Below are 24245 nucleotides of genomic sequence, written 5' to 3' on the forward strand. Positions count from 1 at the left end.
CTGCAGATAAGAAGGAGGTAAGAAATACTTTCATTGAATGGTATGCTGTACCGGAATATCATGATTTCCTGGAATCTTATCACGTCTACTCGAATTTGAGTCAGGGTTTTTAGCTAATCAACATTTTATTTGGTTTAGTCTTTGGTGTTTTTCCTCATAATTGAGACAAAACAAAACATGGCTATCAATAATAGTATTGCTGGAAACGTATAAAAGCTTCCGTTGTATTTAATAGAGTGATCTACTTTTAAACCATACAAATAAATAAATAGGATAAAAGAAACAGATAATGCTATAGTTCCGGCTATTAATTTCATAATATCACCTCTCTTTGGTTAATTTGTATTATATACTAAAAAGTGTATACTATAATTATCAGAAAATTTAGAAAAAAATGGAGGGGTAATAAATGAGAATTAATAACCAAAAGTTTTACTTTCCACTTCTTAGTCTTTTCAGCCTGTTTATTCTATTAATAGGAACTCTGAATTTATCAAAGGTCTCAGCAGAAGGTGGAGACGATTCCATTGTAGAAATTGAAGGAGCTAATGTGGAATTAACAGTTGATGCTCCTTACAGTTTAACAAAAGACGATGGAACCTTAGTATTTTTGATACAGTAGAAGACTATAATGCTTATTTAGATAGCCAAATTATAAAAATTGTTCCTATATGCGCAACGTGTAATAAAACAACAACAACAACCATTACTACTAATACAGCAAAAGAAAAATGGGTAAACTACCACCCCCTTACAAACGCTTGGGCTAAAGCTAGCAGTTATACTATTTCTCGTGGGAAATCATATACTATTTCTGGTTCATATAGTTATGATGGATTTAATGTGGGTGTTAGCGTAGCTCATAATACCTCAGTTTCTACAACAATCCCAGCTAATTCAAAAAAATACAGTAGATTAGGTGTTTGGTCAGACATTGCTTTCAAGAGATTTAAACACATAGTAAAAAGCCCAACTGGAAAGGTTATAAATACGTATTATTCAAATACTGCATACGGGGTTGGTGCTCCCTATATAAAAGTTAAATATAAATAAGCGATCATCAGTTTATAAATCATTGGAGAACAAATACAGTGTCTATTTTAAATGAATAAAGTATCTACAATAATTGCCTTAGCCTATTTCGTTACTGTATTTTCTCTGCATTTATAATTTAAGTAATGTGGTGGTGACTTGGCTTTCGCTATATTTTTACTTATTATACTACTTTATAAAGTATTCTTCTCTGATATTAAAAACGTCCTCCTATTTCAAGAGAACGTAAAAATAAGCGACAGTCCACAACCTATTTTTTAGTGGAGTTTTCTAAACGGCCCCTAATTAATCTGGTTATCATACACCATTCTACAAATCAGGAGAAAAAGAAAAAACCCTAGAAACACTGATGTATCAATGTTTTTAGGGTTTTCTTAATTGCTGTTAACAAAGCGTTTTTATTAACGAGAGTAGAACTCAACGATAAGAGCTTCGTTAATTTCAGCAGGCAATTCAGAACGTTCTGGTAAACGAGTGAAAGTACCTTCTAATTTCTCAGCATCGAAAGTAAGGAAATCAGGAACGAAGTTAGTTGCTTCAACTGATTCTTTAATGATTGAGAAGTTACGTGATTTTTCACGAACTGAGATTGTTTGTCCAAGAGACACTTTGTAAGATGGAATGTCTACGCGGCTTCCGTCTACAGTGATGTGACCGTGGTTAACAAGTTGACGTGCTTGACGACGTGTACGAGCTAAACCAAGACGGTAAACTAGGTTGTCAAGACGTGATTCAAGAAGAACCATGAAGTTTTCACCATGTACACCTTTAAGTTTGCCAGCGCGGTCGAACATTGTGCGGAATTGACGTTCAGTGATTCCGTACATGTGACGAAGTTTTTGTTTCTCTTGTAGTTGCATTCCGTATTCAGAAATTTTTCTACGTTGGTTAGGACCATGTTGTCCTGGAGCATAAGGGCGTTTTTCTAATTCTTTACCAGTACCTGTTAGGGAAATTCCTAAACGACGGGATAGTTTCCAGCTTGGGCCAGTATAACGAGCCATAGGATGACTCCTCCTTTAAATGTTTTTATTTTGGTAAAATAAAAACCGTGTGAATGTACGATTATGACCATTTTGTTTTCATGTACCTTCGCCCTAGCAGCAGAGGGTTACGAGATACACCTCTGTATTGAGGAACAAAATGAGAACATAAAGGCTGTCACATAGGCTGCAATATTTTACACAAAGAGTATTGTATAATATTCTGCTCAATGAGTCAAGTACAGTTGTGATTAATTAAGGAATGGAAAAAGAGAATCACAGCAGGAAAATATAATATATTTAAAGGCTGTTTTCGCATACTTTAATTTCGGTGTGGTTGATTTCCCCTCCAGACGCTCGCTTTCCGCGGGGCGGGCGGTGAGCCTCCTCGGCGTAGACTCCTGTGGGATATCACCTGTCCCGCTGCCCCTGCAGGAGTCTCGCACTTCCGCTCCAATCAACCTTAAATGGTTTCGTTTTAAAAACAACAATCTTTACGATAAGAGCCTATTTGAAAAATACAAATAGAGAGGTTTTTCCCATTGTAGGCGTTAGTAGATAATGAATCCAAAAATTATGGATGGTTTGAGACGTTTCTTGGGGGGGGTTATTTTGCGAAGAAATCAGGAAGGACCGGGTACATGTACATGGGGCCTATAAAGTTAAAGGGAGCAGGCAAGGATTGCCGCTCCCTTTAACTTTATAGATGGCTGGAAAGGATTTCAGCGAACTTCTCAAGTCCTTGCTGATCCATTTCGTCAAAACGGTCAGTGACCGGGCTGTCGATATCGAGGACACCGATCAAATTGCCATCCTTCATGAGCGGTATGACAATTTCAGATCTTGATGCAGCATCACAGGCGATATGTCCAGGAAATTGGTGGACATCCTCTATGCGAAGGGTTTTTTCAGTCGCCGCTGAAGTCCCGCAAACGCCCCTGCCCATTGGAATGCGGACACAGGCTGGAAGACCCTGGAAGGGTCCTAGAATTAATTGGCCTTCTTCGTATAAATAGAAGCCGACCCAGTTAATCTCATCAAGAAACTGATTGAGTAAAGCTGCCGCATTGCTTAAATTGGCTATCCGGTTCGTTTCATCTTCTATTAAGGCAAGAAGCTGCTTTTGGACCAAATCATAGTTATTTTCTTTTTTTCCTTGATACATTTCGACATTAAACAAAAGCGTTCACCTGTCTTCCGCATATTTTTACAGCACTTTCTAATCATGTTGCTTTATTGTTGGGAAATTGTCGAGAACTTACTAAAGGATTCAGGCTCTTCCGTGAAGAAGTAGTCCATAAGACTTGTCTCAAAGAAAGCGAGGGATTGCCTGAATGAATCGCCAGACGCCAACGAAACAAGCCATTGTGGAAGCTGCATTGCATTTATTTCATTTAAAAGGCTATCATGCTACATCCATACGGGATATTGCGAATAAAGCCAAAGTGAACGCTGCAAATATTGCCTACTATTTCAAGAATAAGCAGGGGTTGCTTGAATTCTGTTTCACTTCCTATTTAGAAGAGTATATCCTGGTCCTTGAGACGAACATGACATTGCTGGAACTTAAAGGTCCGCAGCATTGCTTGATGAATCTTGTAAAGGATATTCTCGCTTTCCAGAGGGAAAACTTCCTTGCTGCACGGTTCATATATGGGGAATCTTCACTCGATTCCAATTTAAATCGCGAAATTCATTCGACTTATTTTACAAAGGAAAAGTCTTATTTTCAATATATTTTGGAACAGGGGATCAAGAGCAGGAGTTTCCAGCAGGTCTCGGTTCCCATGTATATGCTGCAGTTGAAGGGTTTATTGACGGCCCCTGTCCTGCATACCCATTATGCGATGGATGTGCTTCATGTGTTCCCGCAGGAAGAATATTATACGAATATTTATGCCAATGAAGTCGGACGTTTTTTGCAGGATACCCTTTTCATAGACCTGCAGCCACTGTTAGCCGGCCGGAGCTGAAGTGTATACATGGTGGGCTACCCATTGAACCCTTCGATCAGTGCCTGATGGCCCTGTCCCAAATCCTTAGCCTGATGTGCATCGGATCCGTAAATAAGCGGAATGCCGAGATCGAAAGCACGCTTTGCAAACCGTTCAGGAGGGTATGGTTCACCGCATAGCGGCTTTACATGCCCGGCTCCATTATAATCTAGTTCATACCTTTGTTCTTTGATCATGTCGAGCACCTTGTAAACCCGCTCGTCAAAACTAGAAGCCGGCGGATATCGATGCTGGAATTTATGGACAAGCGTAATATGCCCGATTCGTTTTGGTTTATAAATGCCTAAATCCGTTATTATTGATTTTTCCAGTGTATCGTAATATTTGGCATAAACCGTTTCGACTGAACCTAGTTCATTGGCAATCTCACCAAACCCATTTTCGCTGAAATCGATGCAGTGCCAACTGCTTTGATGCTTGATGAAGTGGACGGAAAGTATACTATCATCAAGGAATTCTCCGATTTCGTCGAGGAATTCTTTTGTTTCTTTTTCATAACCCTCTATAAAGTCAACCTCCAGACCTGTTTTGATCAGGATTTTGTCTTTATGGCGTTCTTTCAGTACGCGGAGCTCTTGAAAGTAATCCAGGAGTTGGGCAGCGTCCATGCCGCTGTCTTTTTCAGGTGTAGGATCTTGAAAATTTCGTGGCAATGGAGCATGTTCCGTAAATGTGATTTCCTTTAATCCTAGCTCGATTCCCCGCGTAATATATTCATCGAATTTATCCGTAGAGCCGTGAGGGCAAAACGGAGTGTGCACATGACCGTCAGCTTTCATGGTCCTTCCCTCCCAAAAAACAGGTATTTGTAGCAATTTTCTACAAAAAAAACATTTTTCTCGTCAAAAATTATTGCTAACATGGTATCATAAAAACATTAAATTTAACATTTTTTAAAATTGATATATAAACGAGCAAGACTGTAAGGACTAGAACAGGGGGCTTACCATGGATTACATAATTGGGGTAATTGTATTAATTTTGATTTTCATCATTTGGGGTTATTTTTTCAAAAAGAGATATTTTAAAGAAATCGATCGACTGGAATCCTGGAAAATAAGCATCATGCACCGCCCCGTGCTGGAAGAGCTTTCTAAAGTCAAACAATTGAATATGACAGGTGAAACAGAGGAGATGTTCGAGAACTGGCGCATTGAATGGGACGCCATCATTACTGATCATATGCCCGAAGTCGAAGAGCTTTTATTCGATGCCGAGGAATTCGTCGATAAATACCGTTTCAGCCGATCAAAAGAAGTACAACGCAAAATTACAGTCAAGCTGAATGAAATTGAGGAAATGATCAAAAAGATCTTATACGAACTGAATGAACTCGTAGGCAGTGAGGAAAAAAACCGATTGGAAATTGAGGATATCAAGGAATCCTACCGTCAATTGAAGAAATCCCTGCTTGCACACAGGCATAATTACGGGAAAGCGGCTGATAAGCTGGAAAATACCCTGGATGAAGTATTGCAGATCCTTCAAAAATATGACGAAGAGACCGTGAACGGCAATTATTTGAATGCGAGGGAGCTTGTTCTATCCATTAAGGAAAAATTGGCGGTCCTGTCAGTTAAAATGGAAATGCTCCCGAAATTATTGGTAGATAGCCAATCGGAGCTGCATTCCCAGCTTCAAGAATTGAAGGATGGTTATGAGGAGATGTCAGGACAGGGGTATCTGTTGAGCCATATCCAATTCGAGCAAGAAATATCCCGGCTTGAGGAAGAACTGGAACTATATAAAACACAATTGGAAAATGCCGAAACGGAAGCCGTGGATAAAGGCATTAAAGATATGCGCGAAAGCATTGAGGTGCTTTATGACCTTCTGGAAAAAGAAGTACTTTCAAAACAGTATATCTTGAAAAATGATGAAGTTCTCAGGAAAACGATTAGTGACCTTGAATATGAAAACGATAAACTTAAAGTTGAAACCATACATGTTCAACACACATATCATCTGACGGAAAACGAGCTCGATGCACAGCGGAAAATGGAAAAGCAGATTGCCCAGATTTCGAAACGCCATCAATTGCTTGTCTTGAAAATGGAGGATAATGTGATGGCAAGCTCCCTTATCAGCGAAGAGATGCAGGGGCTGGCGTTACAGTTGAAGGAACTACAGGAAAATCAGAAAGACTTCACCATTAAATTACAGGCTTTACGGAAAGATGAAATGGATGCCAGGGATTCACTGGCTGAATTGAAACGTAAAATGGTCGATACTGGACGTTTAATTGCAAAAAGCAATATTCCAGGTCTTCCAGAAGAGTATAAAGTGGTGCTATCTGATGCCAAAGAAAGCATGGATGACGTTCAGGGAAAACTTGAAGAAAAGCCGCTTGACATGGCCGCTGTTTATATTTATTTGGAAAAAGCGGTTCAACAGGTGAATAGGGTCCACGAAAAAGCCCAAGAATTGATCGAACATATGTATTTGGCCGAAAAGGTGATCCAATTCGGAAATCGCTATCGAAGCAGTCACGATATGGTTGCCGAGAGCCTTAGGGAAGCCGAAGCGAAATTCCGAAGCTATGAATATCAAGCAGCGTTGGAAACGGCAGCAACGGCCATAGAAAAGGTCGACCCAGGCAGTTTACGAAAAATCGGGGCGAACATAGAAGAAGTCCTTTCCTAAAAAACCCGCCATGGCGGGTTTTTTTCTTTTACCGTACCGACCGCTAATAGACAGGTGGGAAGTTTAAATCATTCTGAGGAATAACAAGAAGCAATTCTCCTATCATTTATGGACCAGTGTTTTACATTCTCTTTCAAATTCAATTATGTTAATATTAGATGTTGCAACAGCAACATTGAAACTTATATTTAGTAGAGTGATCATATAGATACAAAAACATGGAAGGTGAGCCCGTGATTTATTTTGATAATAGTGCAACAACAAAACCATATCCCGAAGTGATCGAATCATTCATGAAGGTTACTTCGGACTATTTCGGGAATCCCTCTTCGCTTCATGGACTTGGGGTGCAATCCGAAAAACTGCTTTCCGCTGCAAGAAAGCAGATCGCTGAATTATTAAAGGTGAAGAGTTCGGAAATATTTTTCACTTCCGGTGGGACGGAAGGAAATAATCTTGCCATTAAAGGAGCCGCCCACTCTCAGGGAAAACGCGGCAAACACATAATCACGACAGCGATTGAACATCCATCTGTAGAAGATGCATGCCAATCATTGACGAAAATGGGTTATGAGATCACATATCTTCCCGTTAACGAATTTGGGCAAATTGATGTAACGGACCTTAAGGATGCATTGAGGGAGGATACCATTTTGGTTTCCGTCATGCATGTTAATAATGAAGTTGGCTCGATACAGCCGATTGCTGAAATCGGCAAATTGATAAAACAATACCCAAACGTGCTCTTTCATGTCGATAATGTGCAGGGAGCAGGCAAAGTTTCTTTATCATTGCGTGATGCCAATGTGGATTTATGTACAATTTCCGGCCACAAGGTCCACGGCTTGAAGGGGACGGGCATCCTTTATGTTCGTGAAGGCGTTCGGGTCGATCCGCTTTTCCATGGCGGCAACCAAGAAACGAAAATCAGGAGCGGCACCGAAAATGTTGCGGGAATCGTCTCCCTATCGAAGGCTTTGCGTATTAGTATGAACAATCAATTGCTGTATCATGATAAGCTGCAGCAAATCAAAACTTATTTATATAAAGGTTTGAAAGAAATGGACGGGGTGTTGGTTAACAGTCCTGAAAAAGGGGCACCCCATATTGTGAATTTTTCCGTCCCGGGACTTAAATCCGAAGTATTGCTGCATGCACTTGAATCGGAAGGAATATATGTATCGACAACTAGTGCCTGTTCTTCGAAAAAAAGGACGATAAGCAAAACGGTGGATGCAATGTTCCATAATTCGGCTCGTTCCGAAAGCGTCATCCGAATCAGTTCTACCTATGGAAATGAAATGGAAGAAGCAAAGCAAGTTCTGGCGGCGATACAGAAAATAGTCGCTAATTTAGAAAAAATAATGAGGGTTGCAAAATGAAATTTGATCATATAATTATCCGTTATGGAGAAATCTCCACGAAAAAAAGAAACCGTAAAGGCTTTGTAGACAAAATGAAGGCACATATCCGCTGGAGTTTAAAAGATATTGAAGGTGTAGTGCTGACAGCCAACCGGGAGCGGATGTACGTTCTCCTGAACGGTGCGGACCATAAGCCTGTCATTGACCGATTGAAAGGCATTTTTGGAATACAGTCATTAAGCCCGGCGATAAAAATAGAGCGTGATCTGGAAGTGATGAAGACGGCAGCGTTGTATTACCTGAATCATACTCTTGAAGAGGTAAAAACGTTCAAGATCACGACAAAACGCGCGGATAAGGATTTTCCATATAATACCGATGAGATTAACAGGGCAATCGGCGGGCATTTGCTTCGGAATACAGATGATTTAAAAGTGGATGTAAAGAACCCTGATTTGAACCTGCTAGTTGAAGTGAGACGCGAAGCCGTGTATTTGACAGGTGAAATCATCCAGGGGGCAGGCGGTCTTCCATTCGGGTCAAGTGGAAAGGCGATGCTGATGCTTTCAGGCGGGATTGATAGCCCTGTTGCGGGATTCCTTTCGATGAAACGCGGATTGGACGTGGAAGCGATCCACTTCTACAGCCCACCGTTCACGAGCGAACGTTCACGTCAAAAGGTCATTGATTTGGCGGGCAAGCTTGCCGAAATAAATGGAAGCATGAAAGTGCATATCGTTCCATTTACGGAAATCCAATTATTGATTCAAAAACAAATCCCGGAAAACTACTCCATGACTACTACCCGTCGTTTAATGATGCGGGTCGCCGATCGAATTCGTGAAAAGGAAGAAGCCATGGCACTAATTACCGGTGAAAGCCTTGGACAGGTTGCTAGCCAGACGATGAGCAGCATGTTTGCCATCAATGAGGTGACGAATACACCGATCCTGCGCCCGTTGATTACCATGGATAAAACGGAAATCATCAAAATTGCAAGAGAGCTTGATACTTTTGAAATATCCAATTTGCCGTTCGAAGATTGCTGTACGGTCTTTACGCCGGCAAGCCCAAAAACGAAACCGAAACGTGAAAAGGTCAATTACTATGAAAGCTTCGTCGACTTTGAATCCTTAATCGAAAAGGCGGTCTCCGGAACAGAAATATTGACGGTTAAACCTGGTCAGACTTTCGATAAGGAAGAAACGATGGAAGACTTATTTTAATATCCTACAATTACCAATAAAATAGTGCGGATGAAGCCATGTGTTTTAACACACTCTATAATCACAAGGAGGTGAAAAACACATGGCAAACAACAACAGCTCAAACGAATTATTGGTACCTGGAGTGGAACAAGCTCTACAACAAATGAAATATGAAATCGCTACAGAATTCGGCGTACAACTTGGTGCCGACACAACATCTCGCGCTAACGGTTCAGTTGGTGGAGAAATCACAAAACGCCTTGTTCAAATGGCTGAACAACAATTAGGCGGAGGCTTCAACAGATAATTTAATAAATATGGCTACAGAGAGCGGGTTTTAACACCCGCTCTCTTCTGTTTGTGGACTTCTTTATACTACATGGTTTATTACTGTAATTCTTATTGGATTGAAGAAATTTGCGACAATCCTGCCGATACTGGCGAGCTCAGACCACGCAGACGCTTGGCATACAGAAATCAATTGGAACGTTAATTAATAAAAAAACTGCAAGCAAATTCACTTTTCTTCGGGTTTGTCTACAGTCCGCAGAGAGCAGGTTCAACACCCGCTCTCTTTATTTATTTGTAAAAATAAATAGAAATATTAGAGAAGTATCTTGTATAATGAGTAGGTACTAAGAGTTCATAATTGGAGGGAAAGAATATGAAGCGTGAAGACTTATTGGCTCCGGAACATTACAACTTAGTGAGTGAAATGGAACGTTATGCAAAAGATCCAGAAAAAGTTGCCGTACTCTGGGAGAACGAAACCGGAGATAAAAAACAACTTACATATGAGAATTTATTAAAGAGTGCAAATAAAATTGGAAATGCCTTTAAGAAAAAGGGACTGGGTAAAGGTGATACGGTCCTTATCATAATTCCCCGTTTGGTGGAAGCTTATCAAGTGTATTTAGCCGCATTGAAAATTGGCATGATTGTCATACCTTGTTCTGAAATGCTTCGTGCGAAAGACTTGCAGTATCGAGTCAATCATGGTGAGGTCAAAGGAATCATCAGTTATCATGAATATACTCATGAATTGAATGAAATTGAAGGAGCGGAAAGCCTTCTGAAATTCTCAATCGGGAAACGAATTGAAAATTGGCTGGATTTGAATGAGCTTGCCGACGAAGAATCCGATCAGCTGCAATTGGCCGACACGAAAAGTGGGGATATGGCGTTCTTATCGTATACTTCCGGAACGACAGGCAATCCAAAAGGGGTCGTCCATACACATGGCTGGGCTTATGCCCACTTGAAAACGTCTGCTGCAAACTGGCTTGGCATCAGCGAAAATGATGTGGTTTGGGCAACTGCAGGCCCAGGGTGGCAAAAGTGGATCTGGAGTCCTTTCCTGGCGGTTCTAGGAACGGGAGCGACCTGTCTTGCCTATCATGGTAAGTTCGAGGCGAAAAAATATCTTCAGCTGCTTCAGGACTACAAAGTGAATGCATTATGCTGCACACCAACCGAGTATCGATTGATTGCAAAGGTGGATAACCTTGATGACTATGATTTATCCCATCTTCATAGTGCTGTATCAGCGGGAGAACCTTTGAATCAAAAAGTGTTCGAGGTTTTTAAAAACCATTTCCATATTGAAGTGCGTGATGGATATGGACAGACTGAAAATACCCTGTTGGTAGGAGTAACAAAAGGGATGGAAATTAAATTGGGCTCCATGGGCAAACCGACACCGGGCAACCATGTGGAAATCGTTGATGATTCCGGTAAACCTTGTTCTCCTGGCGTAGTGGGGGATATTGCCGTACATGTCGATACACCTGCTCTCTTTAAAGAATATTTTAAAGATCCCGAGCGGACATCGCAGCAATTCCGCGGGGATTATTATATCACTGGCGATCAGGCGAAAAAGGATGAGGATGGTTACTTCTGGTTTGAGGGTCGTTCTGATGATATCATCATCAGCTCGGGATATACGATTGGACCGTTTGAAGTGGAAGATGCACTCGTTAAGCATCCATTTGTTAAAGAGTGTGCCGTTATAGCAAGCCCTGATGAAATAAGGGGAAATGTGGTCAAGGCATATGTCGTCTTGATGGAGGATATCGATCCGAACAGCAAAGGCTTGATCCAGACGCTCCAAACGCACGTGAAGGAATTGACTGCCCCATATAAATATCCAAGGAAAATCGAATTTTTAGAAGAGCTGCCCAAAACGACATCAGGTAAAATCAAACGGGTGGATTTACGCAAAAGGGAAGAAGCACTCCTTAACAATTAATTGATAGCATTACCGTCAGCCCCCACGGCTGGCGTTTTTTTATTAGGCTGTTTTCGCATACTTTGTTGCTATTTACTGCTTTTTACCAAGTAGTGCGGTGTGGTTGATTTCCCCTCCAGATGCTCGCTTTCCGCGGGGCGGGCGGTGAGCCTCCTCGGCGTAAACGCCTGTGGGGTCTCACCTGTCCCGCAGGAGTCTCGCACTTCCGCTCCAATCAACCTTAAATCGTTTTGTTTTAAAAACAACAATCTTTACGAAAAGAGCCTTTTATTAACAGGTGGTTGGATAAAAGCATAAATATGGGAATTCATGATATGAGATGGTACACTTACTGCATACCTGCACAGTAACAATCATTTAATAAGGAGTGTAAAGCCGGATGGGAACGTTATGGTTCAATGGGTCGATATATACGATGATTAAAGAAAACGATCAAGTGGAGGCAGTCTTCACAGAAAAGGGGGTAATTGTTGATACCGGCAGCCTGGACTATTTGAAAAATGAATATGCCGGCAATATTTCCAGGGAAATCGACTTAAAGGGACAAACGATGCTGCCGGGGTTAGTGGATAGTCATCTTCATTTGGTCGGGCATGGTGAAAGGCTGCTTCGGTTAGACCTCTCTATGATGGATAGCAGGGAGTCCATCTTGAAATCTTTGAAGGAAAAGTGCTCAAAAACCCCGGCAGGAAAGTGGATTGTTGCCGAAGGGTGGAATGAAAATGAATGGCCGAGTCCTGAATTGATATTACGGAATGAGCTTGACGCGATATCGACAGAACATCCAATCGTATTGAAAAGGATTTGCCGTCATGCCCTGGTGGTCAATTCCTGCGCCCTTTTGGAAGCGGATATTAAAGAAGATATTAAAGAACCTTCAGGCGGGGTGATCTGCCGTTATCCTGATGGACGTTTAAATGGTTTATTTAAAGAAAGTCAGGCGCAGAATCTTATTTTAGACAGCCTTCCCGGCATTGATCAAGAGTATATCGAAAACGCGCTCACAGAGGCCATAGAAGACGCATATAAGCTGGGGTTGACTGGCGGACATACTGAGGACCTCCATTATTACAATGGCTTCATGCCGACATATCAGGCGTTTAAATCGGTGATCGAGGACCGGGAAATGGCCTTTCGCGCCAATTTGCTCGTCCATCACGAAGCGTTTGAAGAAATGGTGGCAGCAGGCGGCGGCTATCAGAGAGGTACGCGATATATTAAATTCGACAGCATGAAGATATTTACCGATGGCTCCTTAGGCGGACGGACAGCCCTGTTGAGCGAGCCTTATGTAGATCAAAAGAATACGAATGGAGTCGCGATATTCACTGAAAACGAGCTTCAGGAATTGTTGAAAAAAGCAAGGGATGCCGGCATGCCGATAGCTGTCCATGCGATTGGCGATCTCGCTTTTGAATATGTCTTGAATGCAATTGAGGCCCTCCCCCCGCAAGAGGGACAGAGGGACCGGCTCATCCATGCGCAGATCGTTAGGCCGGAGCTGTTGCAGCGGGCGGCAAAGCTGCCGTTAATCTTTGATATCCAACCGGGCTTCGTTCCGTCCGATTTTCCGTGGGTGGAAGAAAAGGTTCCAGCCAATCTATTGGAATTCTCCTATGGCTGGAAAACCTATTTGAATTTGGGCATCATTTGTGCGGGTGGGTCTGATGCACCCATTGAACCATTAAATCCAATTTTGGGCATTCATGCAGCTGTCACAAGGATGAAAATCAATAATGAGGACCGTACCGTATATGGCTTGGGTGAAAGGCTTTCCGTTTACGAGGCTTTCGCACTGTATACCAAAGGGAGTGCTGCGGCAATCGGGCAGGAAAAACGCCGCGGTATGATCATTAAAGGGTACGATGCCGATTTTACCGTGTTTAATCTGGATGTCTTTGCTGTAACGCCGGATGATCTCCTGAAAGCTGAGGCGGTCATGACGGTCATCGATGACAAAATCATGTATGATAAAAATTAACAGTTGCAAAAAAGGAAATGGAAATACAAAATTGTTAGATGGAATTAGATAAAGGAATGTAAATGGAAAGAAGGCTTGTTATGAAAGTGGATGAACAAAAAGAAGGGGCGATTTATGCAGCCTTATCTTATATGATGTGGGGAGTTGTGCCGGTTTACTGGAAGTTCCTTCAGGGAGTCGGTGCAATAGAAATTTTAGCTCAGAGGGTATTATGGTCTTTCGTGTTCATGCTGGTTTTATTGATGTTCATGAAAAAGTGGCAAGCGTTTCTTGATTATGTCAAAAAAATAATGGGAAATCCGAAACTTTTTACGGCATTACTAACGGCTTCACTGCTTGTTACAGCTAATTGGGGAGTGTTCATCTGGGCCGTTAACTCAGGACGGATCCTCGACACGAGCCTTGGATATTATATCAATCCGCTAGTCAGTGTACTATTGGGAGTGATAGTCTTAAAAGAAAAATTGAGCGGGGCCCAAATCATTTCATTCCTGCTTGCAGGAATCGGAGTCTTGATCCTTGGCATTCATTTCGGCACGATCCCGTGGATCTCTCTGGTTTTGGCCATGACCTTTGGGTTATACGGTCTGGCAAAAAAAATGATCAAGGCCGAATCGGCGATCGGGCTGACGCTCGAAACGATGATGGTAACGCCTCTGGCCCTGGGTTACCTGATCTACTTGATGAACCGGTCAGAGATGCAGTTCTTTACGGATGGAAGCACAAGCTTGCTGTTGGTGGGCGGCGGGATTGCCACGGCCTTGCCTCTTTTATATTTTGCAAAAGGGGCGGAGAAGATCCCGTTATCGATGCTAGGCATTTTTCAGTATATCGCTCCGACCTTATCCTTATTGATCGGGGTATTCGTCTATCATGAAAGTTTCACCAAAGCACATCTTTTAGCCTTTTTGTTCATATGGTCAGCCTTGGCTGTTTATACACTATCCATAACGAAATGGGGTCAGGCAAGTGTCCGCAGGATTAAAGGCAAAGGGAATATTGGTGCATGAATAATAAAAAAATGCTTGGGAGATCTCTCCCCAAGCATTTTTTTATGCTGGTATATAAAACAGAAAGGTCATGAAAGGTAAATCTTCGAACCTATTTCAGAAACAATACAATTGGAAAGGCTGACAGGCAAGTGATCGGGCTTTGCTCTATTTAGTTGGAATTGCCTATAAAAGGAACTATCAAGGAAAATGATATGACTTGTCAGGAATGCTGATATGGTTGCGTACGGCTTTCTATTGCTATTTAATTCATCGATGATTCCCTGTGAAGAGGTAATCCCGATCCCGTGTCCATAAAAGAGGTCATTCCCTAATAGTATGGCATTTTCACCTTGCCATTCAGGAGTTGACTCGTCATGATCAGGGTTTATGAAGTAAACGCAATCGCCTGGTGTATAATCTCTCCCTTTATGAATATTAAGTTCCATGTTCTGTGGGGGGCGCCAGTCATATAAAAATAGGTTTGAAAAAAGATAATCGAAGTTCCTAGAGCCGATTACATCCAAAATCGCCTTTAAAAAAGTGACGACTATTGCTGTCCCGCATTCGAAGGTATAAAGACTTCCATTCATGAATATGTCCAGAAGTGCAGCATGAGGGAAAATCCCTGGCTGAAGAGTAAAGGTGCCATCCTTTGAAATGTGCCAATATTGTTGATTGGATTGCGATTCCTCAAGTGTTGAAAATTCTGCACCACTTTTATTCAATGAAATCGCTGCCTCAATGACACGGTGCCTCAGTTGTATATCGAAATTAAACTCTCCAAAGTTCCTGTATTCAAAAACGTTAGAATCTTCACCCAGCAATTGGAGAATTTCAAGCGATTTTGCAGATGCTGTAGCTGGTTGGATTTGACTGACATCCAACCATCTATGATTAATCTTTATCATGATCATATCCACCTTTTGCTTATGAAATTAAGGGTTTAATAATGCCGGTACACAAAAATGTCTACAGGTAATGCTCATTATATGAATGCATGCAAGGAAATGACTATTTAGAACGTTTCAGCCACCGCTGCAGCCAAGAATGATTGGAATGAAAATCGGCAGAATTATTTTGCTTTCAAGGATTTTCGTTCCAAAAGATGTTTTGCTAGATATCTTTAAGAGCAAGGAATACCTTTCCAATTAGTGAGAAGAAGCAAATTAGTATTCCCTTTTCCTTATGAATTGATATAATGAGAGAGAAAAGTTCATATGTGCGAGAAATGTAGGGGGGCCAGTACTGCTGGCTGAGATTGCGTCCTTTAGATGCTGACTCTTTGAACCTGATCTGGGTGATGCCAGCGGAGGGAACATATTATTACTGACTTTATGTTTTGTATGTTAACGTCCGAATTCATCTTCGGGCGTTTTTTGCTTTTTTATCCAGTATCTGAATAGACCCTGGAGCCCCATTATGGTTCTGGCATATGGATCTTATATGATGTGTAGGAGGATAATAACTTGAATAAATTCTTACCACTGTTAACTTCGTTGTTCCTTTTGGCTGGATGTGGTGCAGGAGGAACTAATGAAAAAGAAGAAGCATCTAAAAATGAAGAATTAAAAAAGGTATCGGTCGTGCTCGATTGGACACCGAATACAAACCATACAGGATTGTATGTTGCCAAGGAAAAAGGTTATTTTAAAGAGCAAGGACTTGATGTGGAAATTATCATGCCAGGTGAAGCTGGAGCGGATAAGCTTGTCGCTTCAGGGAAATCTGAATTTGGCGTGAGCTACCAGGAGGGCATAACGCAGGCCCGCGTGCAGGGCGTGCCGATTGTTTCGGTAGCTGCCGTCATCCAGCATAATACCTCGGGATTCGCTTCCCCTGAGGCAAAGGACATTACAACTCCAAAGGATTTTGAAGGGAAAACGTATGGTGGCTGGGGGTCTCCGGTAGAAAAGGCCATTATCGATTCACTCATGAAAAAAGAAAATGCGGATGTAAATAAAGTGGATATAGTCAATACAGGAGACATGGATTTTTTCACTTCGGTTAAGAGGGATATAGATTTTGCCTGGATTTATTATGGATGGACAGGCATTGAGGCTGAGCTGCGAAATGAAAAGCTTAATATGGTTTACTTAACCGAATACTCTGATAAGCTTGATTACTATACGCCTGTTTTGACGACAAATGAAAAGATGATAAAAGAAGATCCGGAAACTGTTAAAGCATTCGTTCATGCAGCATCGAAAGGGTACCAGTTTGCGATTGAAAATCCTGCTGATGCAGCAGACATGTTAATTAAGTCTGCGCCGGATCTTGATGCAAAACTAGTTAAGAAAAGCCAGGAGTGGCTTGCAGACAAGTATCAGGATGATGCTCCGCGTTGGGGTGAACAAAAACTGGAAATCTGGAAGAATTACAGTGATTGGATGACTGAAAACAAGCTTCTTGAAGGTGATTTCGATCCTGAAAAGGCATTTACCAATGAATTTTTACCAAAATAGGAGGAAATACAATGGCCAATACATTAATTAGTATACAAATTATCCCTAAAGGGGAAAATGTCATCCCTATGGTCGATGAAGCAATCAAGATCATTGAAGAATCAGGTGTCAAGTATGAGGTTCACCCGCTTGAAACGACAATGGAGGGCGAGCTTTCCGAACTTTTTGCCGTGATAGAAAAAATGAATGTAAGAATGATTGAAATAGGATCGCCGAATGTCATTTCGCAAGTGAAAATATTATATCAGCCAAGCGGGATTACGATGGATACGTTGACGGAGAAATATCGGGCATGATCGGAAGGGGAATTTGGAAGAAGGGGGCTCCCTTCTTTCTTTTATTATTGTTGCTGATAGTTTGGGAGTCAGTGACAGTCTTATTGAAGGTTGAAGAATGGCTGCTTCCCGCTCCATCGGCCATTTTTATTGAAGGAATTGAGTCGTCGCGGAATCTTTACGGACACCTTATATCCACAACCGAGCTTGCGTTGTCGGGTTTTTTTATTGGAAGCTGCATCGGTTTATTGATCGCGGCAATCCTACACCTATTTCCCGGTGTGAAGGATGCGGTTTATCCTCTGCTCATACTATCACAAAATATACCTATCATAGTTTTGGCCCCGCTTTTGGTGATCTGGTTTGGCTTTGGCATGCTGCCTAAGTTAATAGTGATTTCGCTTGTATGTTTTTTTCCGGTTGCGGTTGCATCATTGGACGGTTTTCGCCAGACACCATACGAACTTAAGCATTATTTCAAGATGATGGGAGCGGGGAAAAACCAGTTATTTTGGAAGCTGGAATTTCCTCACTCAATCCCGTTCATTTTCTCCGGTCTGAAAATTTCGGCCACCTATAGTGTAATGGGTGCGGTTATTTCAGAGTGGCTCGGGGCAAAATCGGGGGTTGGTGTTTATATGACGCTCGCATCCTCTGCGTTCAGGACAGACCGGGTGTTTGTTGCCATTTTCATCATTATGGGAATGAGCCTGATCTTTTTTGGAATCATCACCTTCCTGGAGAAATATTTAGTTTCTTGGAAGAGAAAGGAGGGTGGCAAGGATGAAGCTGGAAATTAAAGATGTCTCCTATTCTTTCGATGGTAAACAGAATATATTGGAGAATATGAATTTCCATGTGGATGATGGGGAATTTGTCACGATCCTTGGGCCATCGGGCAGCGGTAAAAGTACATTGTTCCACTTGATCGGCGGCATTTTGAAGCCGGATCATGGCATCATTTCACTGAATGGTAAAAAGATAAATGGCTTAAAGGGCCATATCAGCTATATGCCGCAGCAGCCTTCCCTTTTACCTTGGAGAACGGTATTGGAAAATGTTTTGCTTGGAAGTGAACTTGCTGGGATCAGAGATAAAGAAAAGGCAAAAGCCCTTTTAATGAAAGCTGGATTAGAAGAGTACGGAAAAGCATATCCGCATGAATTATCAGGAGGCATGAAGCAAAGGACGGCATTCATCCGGAGTATCTTAAGTCCACAGGACTTGATGTGCCTGGACGAACCCTTTTCTGCCTTGGATGAACTGACAAGATTGCAAATGCAAAAATGGCTGTTGTCGGTTTGGGAAGAAAATCGGAGGTCGGTGCTATTTGTTACGCATAGCATAGATGAAGCGGTTTTCCTATCCGATAGAATTTATGTATTATCAGCAAGACCGGCTGCTGTCATCAAAGAAGTGAACGTTCCATTTCCAAGGCCAAGAAGTGAAGAACAACTTCTTAGTGATGAGTTTTTTCATTTGAAGAGAGAATTATATGCAGCACTGATGCCAACTCTTTCTACTTAACGTAAGGAGGCCATTAAATTTGAGAATAATCGACAGCCATATCCATTTGGATAAATATGATGTTGTTAAGCGGAAGCAGATTCTGACTGACATGGAAAAGGTTCATTTGCAATCCTTGCTGACTGTTTCCATGAATTTGGCTTCTTCGGTTAACAATTATCAGCTTTCACTGAAAGATTTCCGAATTAAGCCTGCCTTTGGCTTTCATCCAGAGCAGCCCCTCCCGAGTGATGAAGAAGTGAACGAATTATTGAACTGGATGCGGGAACATCGTCCATATATGGTGGCCATAGGTGAGGTGGGACTGCCCTATTACTTAAGGCAGGAAAATCCCCATATTGATAACTCAGCGTATATAGCCATACTGGAGAAGTTCCTGGCTTTTGCTAAAGAGGTGGAAAAGCCGGTTATACTTCATGCCGTCCACGAAGATGCACCTATCGTTTGCGACCTTTTGGATAAGCATCAAATCACAAAGGCGCACTTTCATTGGTTTAAAGGCGATAACCGGACAGTCGAAAGAATGGCCGAAAAGGGCTACCGCATTTCAATTACACCTGATGTTTGTTATGAGAGGGATATACAAGAGTTAGTTTCGGCTTACCCACTTAATCTGATGATGATTGAAACGGATGGCCCATGGCCGTTTGAAGGGGTTTTCGAAGGGAAATGGACCCATCCCGTCATGATGCATGACAGTGTGCGTCAAATTGCTTCGATTAAAGGATTGCCGATTGAGGATGTTTATGAAACCCTTTATCAAAATACGAAAGATTTTTATCATATATAAAGGTACCGGCTATCATATCCGGTACCTTTTTAGTTCGTTCAAAGGAAGGTTCTTTTCACCTTTTCCCAAAAGGAATTGTCTTTTAGCTTGACGGTCTTAATGACTTTACCGCTTAACCGGACCTTTACCTGTTCGACATGATTGATGCTTAAGGCTTCATTGTCCATTCCGATGATCGGATAGCTTGGTCCGTTTTGTTCAAGGTGGATGGTCAACGTCCTATCACCGCTTAGAATGAATGAGGAGCCTAAGGTCCGATAGGTATTATTATTGATGGAAGCAAGCTCGCTCACTTGAAAGCAAGGGAGAAGGGGGTCGACAACGGCCCCATTGACCGATTTATTATAGGCCGTGCTTCCGGTCGGAGTCGCAATGATGATTCCGTCCCCGCGAAAAGTTTCAAAATGGAGTCGATCAATGAAAATATCCATGATGAACGTTTTGGTGATGGAAGACCGGATACTGAGTTCATTAAGGGCATAAAAGGAAGGCTGATCATCTAATTGGATATCGATGGTTGGATATCTACGCACCTCAATTTGCTCTCTAGTCATGGCATCGATCATTTTCTCCGTATCTTCCAAGTGGAAATCGCAATACATATTCAAATTACCTGTGGTGGAAATGCCCGCATATAAACAGTCATCCCTGAACCCGGTTTTACGGGCTGCCTGCAGGAATGTGCCATCATCACCGATGCTTACGATGATGTTTGCTTTTGTGAAATCCTGGATGACTTCATAGGAATGTTGCTTCGCCAAGTCTGACAAGTATTCAACCTTGCTAAGCATCTCTGCATTCGGTGCATGGAAAAAATAAATATTCCTTCGAGTATTCATCATGATCCCTCCTACTAGTATGTATGTTGATGAAAGGGCTTTCTTAACTTTCGAAATAGGAAAAACGCGGTACAAGAAGCAGCTGTACATTTCGTACATTTTTATATGACATAGTTTATCATGGATGAAGCACTTTTGTTAAAGCAGAAAGAGTGCCCCGCTCTTGCATGATTAACTAGGATCGTCTATTAGGAAGTGAAGAGAATATAGGTATAATGAATACTCAGTAAGGGCTCTTTAAATCCCTGCCATACAAAGGAATTGCTGAATAGGGTTCGGATATAACTTGCAAAATTGGAAGCGGTAAACAGAGTGGATGCCATAATCAGCAGGGGAGGAACGGCCAAGTTAATTAAGCAATCGATCAATATTCCAGTGATCGACATGCACCTTTCCGGTTATGATGCTGACCATTTCGAATTTAAAGGTCATCCATTTGATGACTCATATGGGGCTGGTTGAAGCTATCGAAAGCATTAATCATGAGCGGCCGTACAAGATTAAGCTTGCACATGTAATAGGGAAATGCCCGAATCAAGGTTATGGGGATTGAGGCTGGGTCAATATTACAGTAGGGCTCAAGGGAGGCATTTTCCGTACTTTCGTAGATCATGGCACAGCCTTGATATCGCTGGAAAGAACATCCCTGATGAAAAAAGCATGCTTGCGGCCATTCAGTCAGCAATTGAATTAAATAGTGAAGCTACCGAGATGATCCCGGCAGCTTTTAAGTTGAGCTGATTTTACGGCATTTACTGCTCCGCTCAAAAATTGAAACTTGGAAAAATTAATATATAAAATAAATGGAGATTGTGCAAAATGCACCAATATATTTCCAATTTGAGGATTCTTTGCTACAATTCTATATGTCTTGGTTTATCATGGAATGAAACATTTTTGTTATTAGTTCGTATGGTAAGAAGGATACATATATTTAAGGGGGAAAACAGATGAATGGAAAGCGTTGGGCGGCACTGGGTATTGCGGCCGTTTTATTTTTTGTTTCTATTGCTGTAGGGATTTCCACGACTCTATTTACAGCGGATACGGAAAATATCATTGATGATTTATTTGCTTCTGAAAGTGCATTTTACGAGGAAGTCATAGAAGGCGATGATTTCTCAAATATTATTGCGGTATTCGATGTAGAAGGCACGATTCAGGATACAGGGGAAGCATCATTACTTAGTTCGGCAACATATAATCACCGTGCCTTCATGGATAAGCTGAAGATGGCTGAGGAAAATGATGATATCAAAGGAATTATCCTTCGGGTGAATTCTCCAGGCGGCGGTGTCGTCGAAAGTGCAGAGATATATGAAAAGATCCTTGATATCAAGAAAGTGAAAAAACCTGTGTATGTATCAATGGGGTCTATGGCAGCTTCAGGAGGATATTATATTTCTGCACCAGCCGATAAGATTTATGCTAGTCCGGAAACGATGACAGGTTCACTTGGTGTCATCATGCAGGGGTATAATTACGAGAAGTTGGCCAAGAAGTATGGTGTTGAGTTCGAAACCATCAAAAGCGGACCACACAAAGATATAATGAGTCCGACCCGGGAAATGACTGGTGAAGAACGTGAAATACTCCAAGACATGATCGATAATTCTTATGACCAATTTGTAAAAATCATTGCAGACGGACGCGGTATGACAGAGAAGGAAGTAAGGGAAATCGCCGATGGCCGCATTTATGATGGACGTCAGGCTAAAGAAAACCATCTAATCGATGATTTCGGTCATTTGGATGATGTGATTGCTGCGATGAAAACGGATATCGGTGATAAGGATGCTCAAGTGATCCGTTATACAGACGAGGCAGGATTCGGTTCATTATTCAGTATGGGTGCGCAAAAAATGTTGGGAAATGATGTGGAAACGGCAGTCTTGACAAAAATCCTTTCCTCTTCAAATTCTCCACGCTTAATGTATTTGTATGCGGAATAGGGGGGCTGAAGGATGACGGAACGAAATGAAAGTAATGAACAAATCGCTTCATCCAATCTAATGGCAGATCAAGAGGTTCCCGTTCAGCAGGGAGTTTCAACAGCCAGTAAGGCCGTGGATGATGACGGTGTCAACAACGTGCATTTTGCCGGTTTTTGGATGAGGTTTTGGGCCTATTTAGCCGATCTATTGGTTATCGGGAGTTTGAACCGGATTTTGATTCATCCCATCTTCAAGTTTTATGAAGGGACAGATGATCTCTGGTTTTCCGCAGAGGGCTTTTTAACGGGGGTCGTATTCTTCTTATACTTTGTTTTGATGACCAAATTCTTGAACCAAACCCTTGGCAAGATGATTTTTGGACTGAAAGTCGTTGCATTGAAGGAAGAGAAAAAAACCATTTCATGGGGTACGATATTGTTCAGGGAGCTGATTGGCCGCTATATTTCTAAGGTCACTTGGATCGGCTATCTCTTGGCAGGCCTTTTACCGAAGAAACAGGCATTGCATGATGTCTTTGCAGACACGGGGGTTGTGTTGATCAGAAGATGATTTCTTCCATTCATAAATCTGTAATAGCGTGATTTTCGCTTTTGCAGGTTTATTTTTTTTGCATATGCCGATAATGATAGGCTGAAGGGGTGTGGGTGCATGAAGTGGCTTTTGTTTATTATAGGTATCCTCCTTTTGGTGCTGCTAATAGTTGTTTTCACTAAAGTAAGAGTGTCCATCGACTACAAACGTGTCCAAACGAATGACCTAATACATATTAAATTATCAGCTTGGTATGGGCTTTTTCACTATACATTCAAGGTTCCGGTCATCAAAATGGAGGATGACTCGGCAACTTTAGTAATAAACGAAGAGCAAGAAATGAACGGGAAAACACAAAAGGAAGAAAAGAAAAAAATGACAGCCGAAGATATGCGTGACGGATTCGCAGACAGTCTGGAGATGCTTCAGCATATATTCGGACTCCATAAGATTGTCCGTCACTTCGCTGGGAAAGTCCAAGTCAAAAAATTCACCTGGCATAGTATGGTCGGTACTAAAAACGCTGCACACACCGGTGTTTTAACTGGAGCATGCTGGGCACTTAAAGGTTCCATCATCGGGTTGCTGACAACCTATTTCAACTTCAGGATCATGCCCTCCTATTCCATTACACCAGACTTTCAGAGATGGCAGGCAAATACGTCGATTTCCTGCATATTACAATTTAGAATCGGGCAGGCTATGGTGACTGGAATAAAACTGCTTCGTTATTGGAAAGGCGGAAAGCCGCATTTCAAGTCGAAGAAATTAGCGAAGCTATCAGGTGATTCCAATAAACAATCGTTCTAGAGTGGAGGGAATTTAAATGTCAGATCATCCGATCCAAGGTTTAATGAAAGAAGCTATGGAAAATCTGAAAGAAATGGTCGATGTGAACACGATCATCGGAGATCCGGTGGAAACTCCGGATGGAAGTGTTATTTTAACCGTATCCAAAGTGGGATTTGGTTTCGCAGCCGGTGGCAGCGAGTTTGTGATGGATGGAAACCATCAAGGACAGCAAGGTGATTCCAAGCAGCCCTTCGGCGGCGGTAGCGGCGGCGGGGTTTCCATAACACCAATTGCCTTTTTGATTGTCGGTTCCCATGGTGTGAAAATGATCCATCTGGATGAAGGGACGCATCTTCTCGAAAAAATGATGGATTTAGCTCCTCAAGTTGTCGATAAGATCCAGTCCATGCTATCCAAGAAAGACAATAATCAAAAGCAGGGCAGTAATCAAAACCAAGGCGGCAGTCAACCAGCTGCAAAAAGGTACCAAGAACCTAAAATGGATATAGATTTCTAACTGCGACTCGGCATCTGCCGAGTTTTATTTTTGCTGCAGTATGTCATTATACATTCAAAAGCTTGGATGT

General features: G+C 41.9%; 24 protein-coding genes, 1 pseudogene and 1 riboswitch. Of the genes and pseudogenes, 20 read left to right on the top strand and 5 right to left on the bottom strand.

Annotated elements, in window-relative coordinates:
- Positions 1 to 409: 409 nt before the first annotated feature.
- Positions 410 to 622, top strand: coding sequence for a hypothetical protein (locus ACFVS1_RS02785; RefSeq protein WP_352925563.1), 213 nt, complete (start codon positions 410 to 412; stop codon positions 620 to 622).
- 832 nt (positions 623 to 1454) lie between these two features.
- Here ACFVS1_RS02785 and rpsD read toward each other — a convergent pair.
- Together rpsD and ACFVS1_RS02795 are read right to left on the bottom strand one after the other, a co-directional pair.
- Positions 1455 to 2057: a 30S ribosomal protein S4 gene (gene rpsD, locus ACFVS1_RS02790; RefSeq protein WP_241592485.1), complete on the bottom strand. Its 603-nt coding sequence runs from the start codon at positions 2055 to 2057 to the stop codon at positions 1455 to 1457.
- A 679-nt stretch (positions 2058 to 2736) separates the two neighbouring features.
- Positions 2737 to 3216 (bottom strand): GAF domain-containing protein, encoded by a 480-nt coding sequence (locus ACFVS1_RS02795; RefSeq protein ID WP_352925567.1) that lies wholly within the window; start codon positions 3214 to 3216, stop codon positions 2737 to 2739.
- Positions 3217 to 3370: 154 nt separating this feature from the next.
- Between ACFVS1_RS02795 and refZ the strand changes: the two genes are divergently transcribed.
- Entirely contained in the window at positions 3371 to 4009 is a 639-nt protein-coding gene (gene refZ / locus ACFVS1_RS02800; RefSeq protein WP_241592481.1) for a forespore capture DNA-binding protein RefZ, read from the top strand.
- Positions 4010 to 4026: 17 nt separating this feature from the next.
- Here the strand turns inward: refZ and hisJ are convergent, their stop codons facing one another.
- Positions 4027 to 4830, bottom strand: a complete 804-nt coding sequence (hisJ, locus tag ACFVS1_RS02805) for a histidinol-phosphatase HisJ (RefSeq protein ID WP_387545050.1) — start codon at positions 4828 to 4830, stop codon at positions 4027 to 4029.
- 169 nt (positions 4831 to 4999) lie between these two features.
- Here hisJ and ezrA point away from each other — a divergent pair, with 169 nt between their 5' ends.
- From ezrA to rarD, 7 genes are all read left to right on the top strand, one after another.
- Positions 5000 to 6694 carry a septation ring formation regulator EzrA gene (ezrA, locus tag ACFVS1_RS02810; protein ID WP_387545051.1) on the top strand — a complete coding sequence of 565 codons (1695 nt, stop codon included), beginning with the start codon at positions 5000 to 5002 and terminating at the stop codon, positions 6692 to 6694.
- A 233-nt stretch (positions 6695 to 6927) separates the two neighbouring features.
- Positions 6928 to 8076: a cysteine desulfurase family protein gene (locus ACFVS1_RS02815; protein WP_387545052.1), complete on the top strand. Its 1149-nt coding sequence runs from the start codon at positions 6928 to 6930 to the stop codon at positions 8074 to 8076.
- Entirely contained in the window at positions 8073 to 9284 is a 1212-nt protein-coding gene (gene thiI / locus ACFVS1_RS02820; protein WP_352925575.1) for a tRNA uracil 4-sulfurtransferase ThiI, read from the top strand. The genes ACFVS1_RS02815 and thiI overlap by 4 nt, the downstream gene beginning before the upstream one ends.
- Before the next feature lie 82 nt (positions 9285 to 9366).
- The gene (locus ACFVS1_RS02825) at positions 9367 to 9573 is read left to right on the top strand and encodes an alpha/beta-type small acid-soluble spore protein (protein WP_034309203.1); all 207 of its coding nucleotides are present in this window, start codon (positions 9367 to 9369) and stop codon (positions 9571 to 9573) included.
- 357 nt (positions 9574 to 9930) lie between these two features.
- Positions 9931 to 11514: an acyl-CoA synthetase MbcS gene (mbcS, locus tag ACFVS1_RS02830; RefSeq protein WP_387545053.1), complete on the top strand. Its 1584-nt coding sequence runs from the start codon at positions 9931 to 9933 to the stop codon at positions 11512 to 11514.
- 379 nt (positions 11515 to 11893) lie between these two features.
- The gene (locus ACFVS1_RS02835; protein ID WP_387545054.1) at positions 11894 to 13495 is read left to right on the top strand and encodes an amidohydrolase; all 1602 of its coding nucleotides are present in this window, start codon (positions 11894 to 11896) and stop codon (positions 13493 to 13495) included.
- Positions 13496 to 13575: 80 nt separating this feature from the next.
- Positions 13576 to 14505 carry an EamA family transporter RarD gene (rarD, locus tag ACFVS1_RS02840; RefSeq protein WP_352919155.1) on the top strand — a complete coding sequence of 310 codons (930 nt, stop codon included), beginning with the start codon at positions 13576 to 13578 and terminating at the stop codon, positions 14503 to 14505.
- A 68-nt stretch (positions 14506 to 14573) separates the two neighbouring features.
- Here rarD and ACFVS1_RS02845 read toward each other — a convergent pair whose 3' ends face one another.
- Positions 14574 to 15395, bottom strand: coding sequence for a protein-glutamine gamma-glutamyltransferase (locus ACFVS1_RS02845; protein ID WP_387545055.1), 822 nt, complete (start codon positions 15393 to 15395; stop codon positions 14574 to 14576).
- Between the two features lie 314 nt (positions 15396 to 15709).
- A riboswitch (TPP riboswitch) is annotated at positions 15710 to 15819 on the top strand.
- Between the two features lie 134 nt (positions 15820 to 15953).
- Here ACFVS1_RS02845 and ACFVS1_RS02850 point away from each other — a divergent pair.
- Genes ACFVS1_RS02850 through ACFVS1_RS02870 form a run of 5 tightly spaced genes read left to right on the top strand, consistent with a single transcriptional unit; the run spans position 15954 to position 19541 of the window.
- Positions 15954 to 16949: an ABC transporter substrate-binding protein gene (locus tag ACFVS1_RS02850; RefSeq protein ID WP_352919160.1), complete on the top strand. Its 996-nt coding sequence runs from the start codon at positions 15954 to 15956 to the stop codon at positions 16947 to 16949.
- A gap of 11 nt (positions 16950 to 16960) precedes the next feature.
- Positions 16961 to 17245: a thiamine-binding protein gene (locus tag ACFVS1_RS02855; protein WP_239858587.1), complete on the top strand. Its 285-nt coding sequence runs from the start codon at positions 16961 to 16963 to the stop codon at positions 17243 to 17245.
- Positions 17242 to 18024: an ABC transporter permease gene (locus tag ACFVS1_RS02860; protein WP_387545057.1), complete on the top strand. Its 783-nt coding sequence runs from the start codon at positions 17242 to 17244 to the stop codon at positions 18022 to 18024. The genes ACFVS1_RS02855 and ACFVS1_RS02860 overlap by 4 nt, the downstream gene beginning before the upstream one ends.
- On the top strand, positions 18008 to 18751 hold the full coding sequence (locus ACFVS1_RS02865) for an ABC transporter ATP-binding protein (protein WP_352919167.1): 744 nt from the start codon (positions 18008 to 18010) through the stop codon (positions 18749 to 18751). The genes ACFVS1_RS02860 and ACFVS1_RS02865 overlap by 17 nt, the downstream gene beginning before the upstream one ends.
- Before the next feature lie 19 nt (positions 18752 to 18770).
- Positions 18771 to 19541, top strand: a complete 771-nt coding sequence (locus ACFVS1_RS02870; protein WP_387545058.1) for a TatD family hydrolase — start codon at positions 18771 to 18773, stop codon at positions 19539 to 19541.
- A 38-nt stretch (positions 19542 to 19579) separates the two neighbouring features.
- Here the strand turns inward: ACFVS1_RS02870 and ACFVS1_RS02875 are convergent, their stop codons facing one another.
- Positions 19580 to 20380, bottom strand: coding sequence for an NAD kinase (locus ACFVS1_RS02875; protein WP_352919173.1), 801 nt, complete (start codon positions 20378 to 20380; stop codon positions 19580 to 19582).
- 312 nt (positions 20381 to 20692) lie between these two features.
- On the opposite strand from ACFVS1_RS02875, the gene ACFVS1_RS02880 reads away from it, so the two are divergent.
- The 6 genes and pseudogenes from ACFVS1_RS02880 to ytfJ all read left to right on the top strand — a co-directional run bounded on the left by ACFVS1_RS02880 (position 20693) and on the right by ytfJ (position 24175).
- Positions 20693 to 20842 carry a PrpR N-terminal domain-containing protein gene (locus tag ACFVS1_RS02880; RefSeq protein WP_387545060.1) on the top strand — a complete coding sequence of 50 codons (150 nt, stop codon included), beginning with the start codon at positions 20693 to 20695 and terminating at the stop codon, positions 20840 to 20842.
- Positions 20781 to 21121 (top strand): annotated as a pseudogene (locus ACFVS1_RS02885) (4-hydroxythreonine-4-phosphate dehydrogenase PdxA); the annotation flags it as partial. The gene ACFVS1_RS02880 and the pseudogene ACFVS1_RS02885, both read left to right, overlap by 62 nt.
- 209 nt (positions 21122 to 21330) lie before the next feature.
- Positions 21331 to 22332, top strand: coding sequence for a signal peptide peptidase SppA (gene sppA, locus ACFVS1_RS02890; protein ID WP_352919175.1), 1002 nt, complete (start codon positions 21331 to 21333; stop codon positions 22330 to 22332).
- A gap of 12 nt (positions 22333 to 22344) precedes the next feature.
- Entirely contained in the window at positions 22345 to 22884 is a 540-nt protein-coding gene (locus ACFVS1_RS02895) for an RDD family protein (protein WP_387545061.1), read from the top strand.
- Positions 22885 to 22983: 99 nt separating this feature from the next.
- Positions 22984 to 23676 carry a DUF2953 domain-containing protein gene (locus ACFVS1_RS02900; protein ID WP_387545062.1) on the top strand — a complete coding sequence of 231 codons (693 nt, stop codon included), beginning with the start codon at positions 22984 to 22986 and terminating at the stop codon, positions 23674 to 23676.
- A 16-nt stretch (positions 23677 to 23692) separates the two neighbouring features.
- Complete coding sequence (ytfJ, locus tag ACFVS1_RS02905) at positions 23693 to 24175, top strand: GerW family sporulation protein (protein WP_387545064.1); 483 nt, start codon at positions 23693 to 23695, stop codon at positions 24173 to 24175.
- The last annotated feature ends 70 nt before the right edge of the window (positions 24176 to 24245 follow it).

The organism is Peribacillus sp. NPDC058075, assembly GCF_042885195.1.
Taxonomy (GTDB): domain Bacteria; phylum Bacillota; class Bacilli; order Bacillales; family DSM-1321; genus Peribacillus.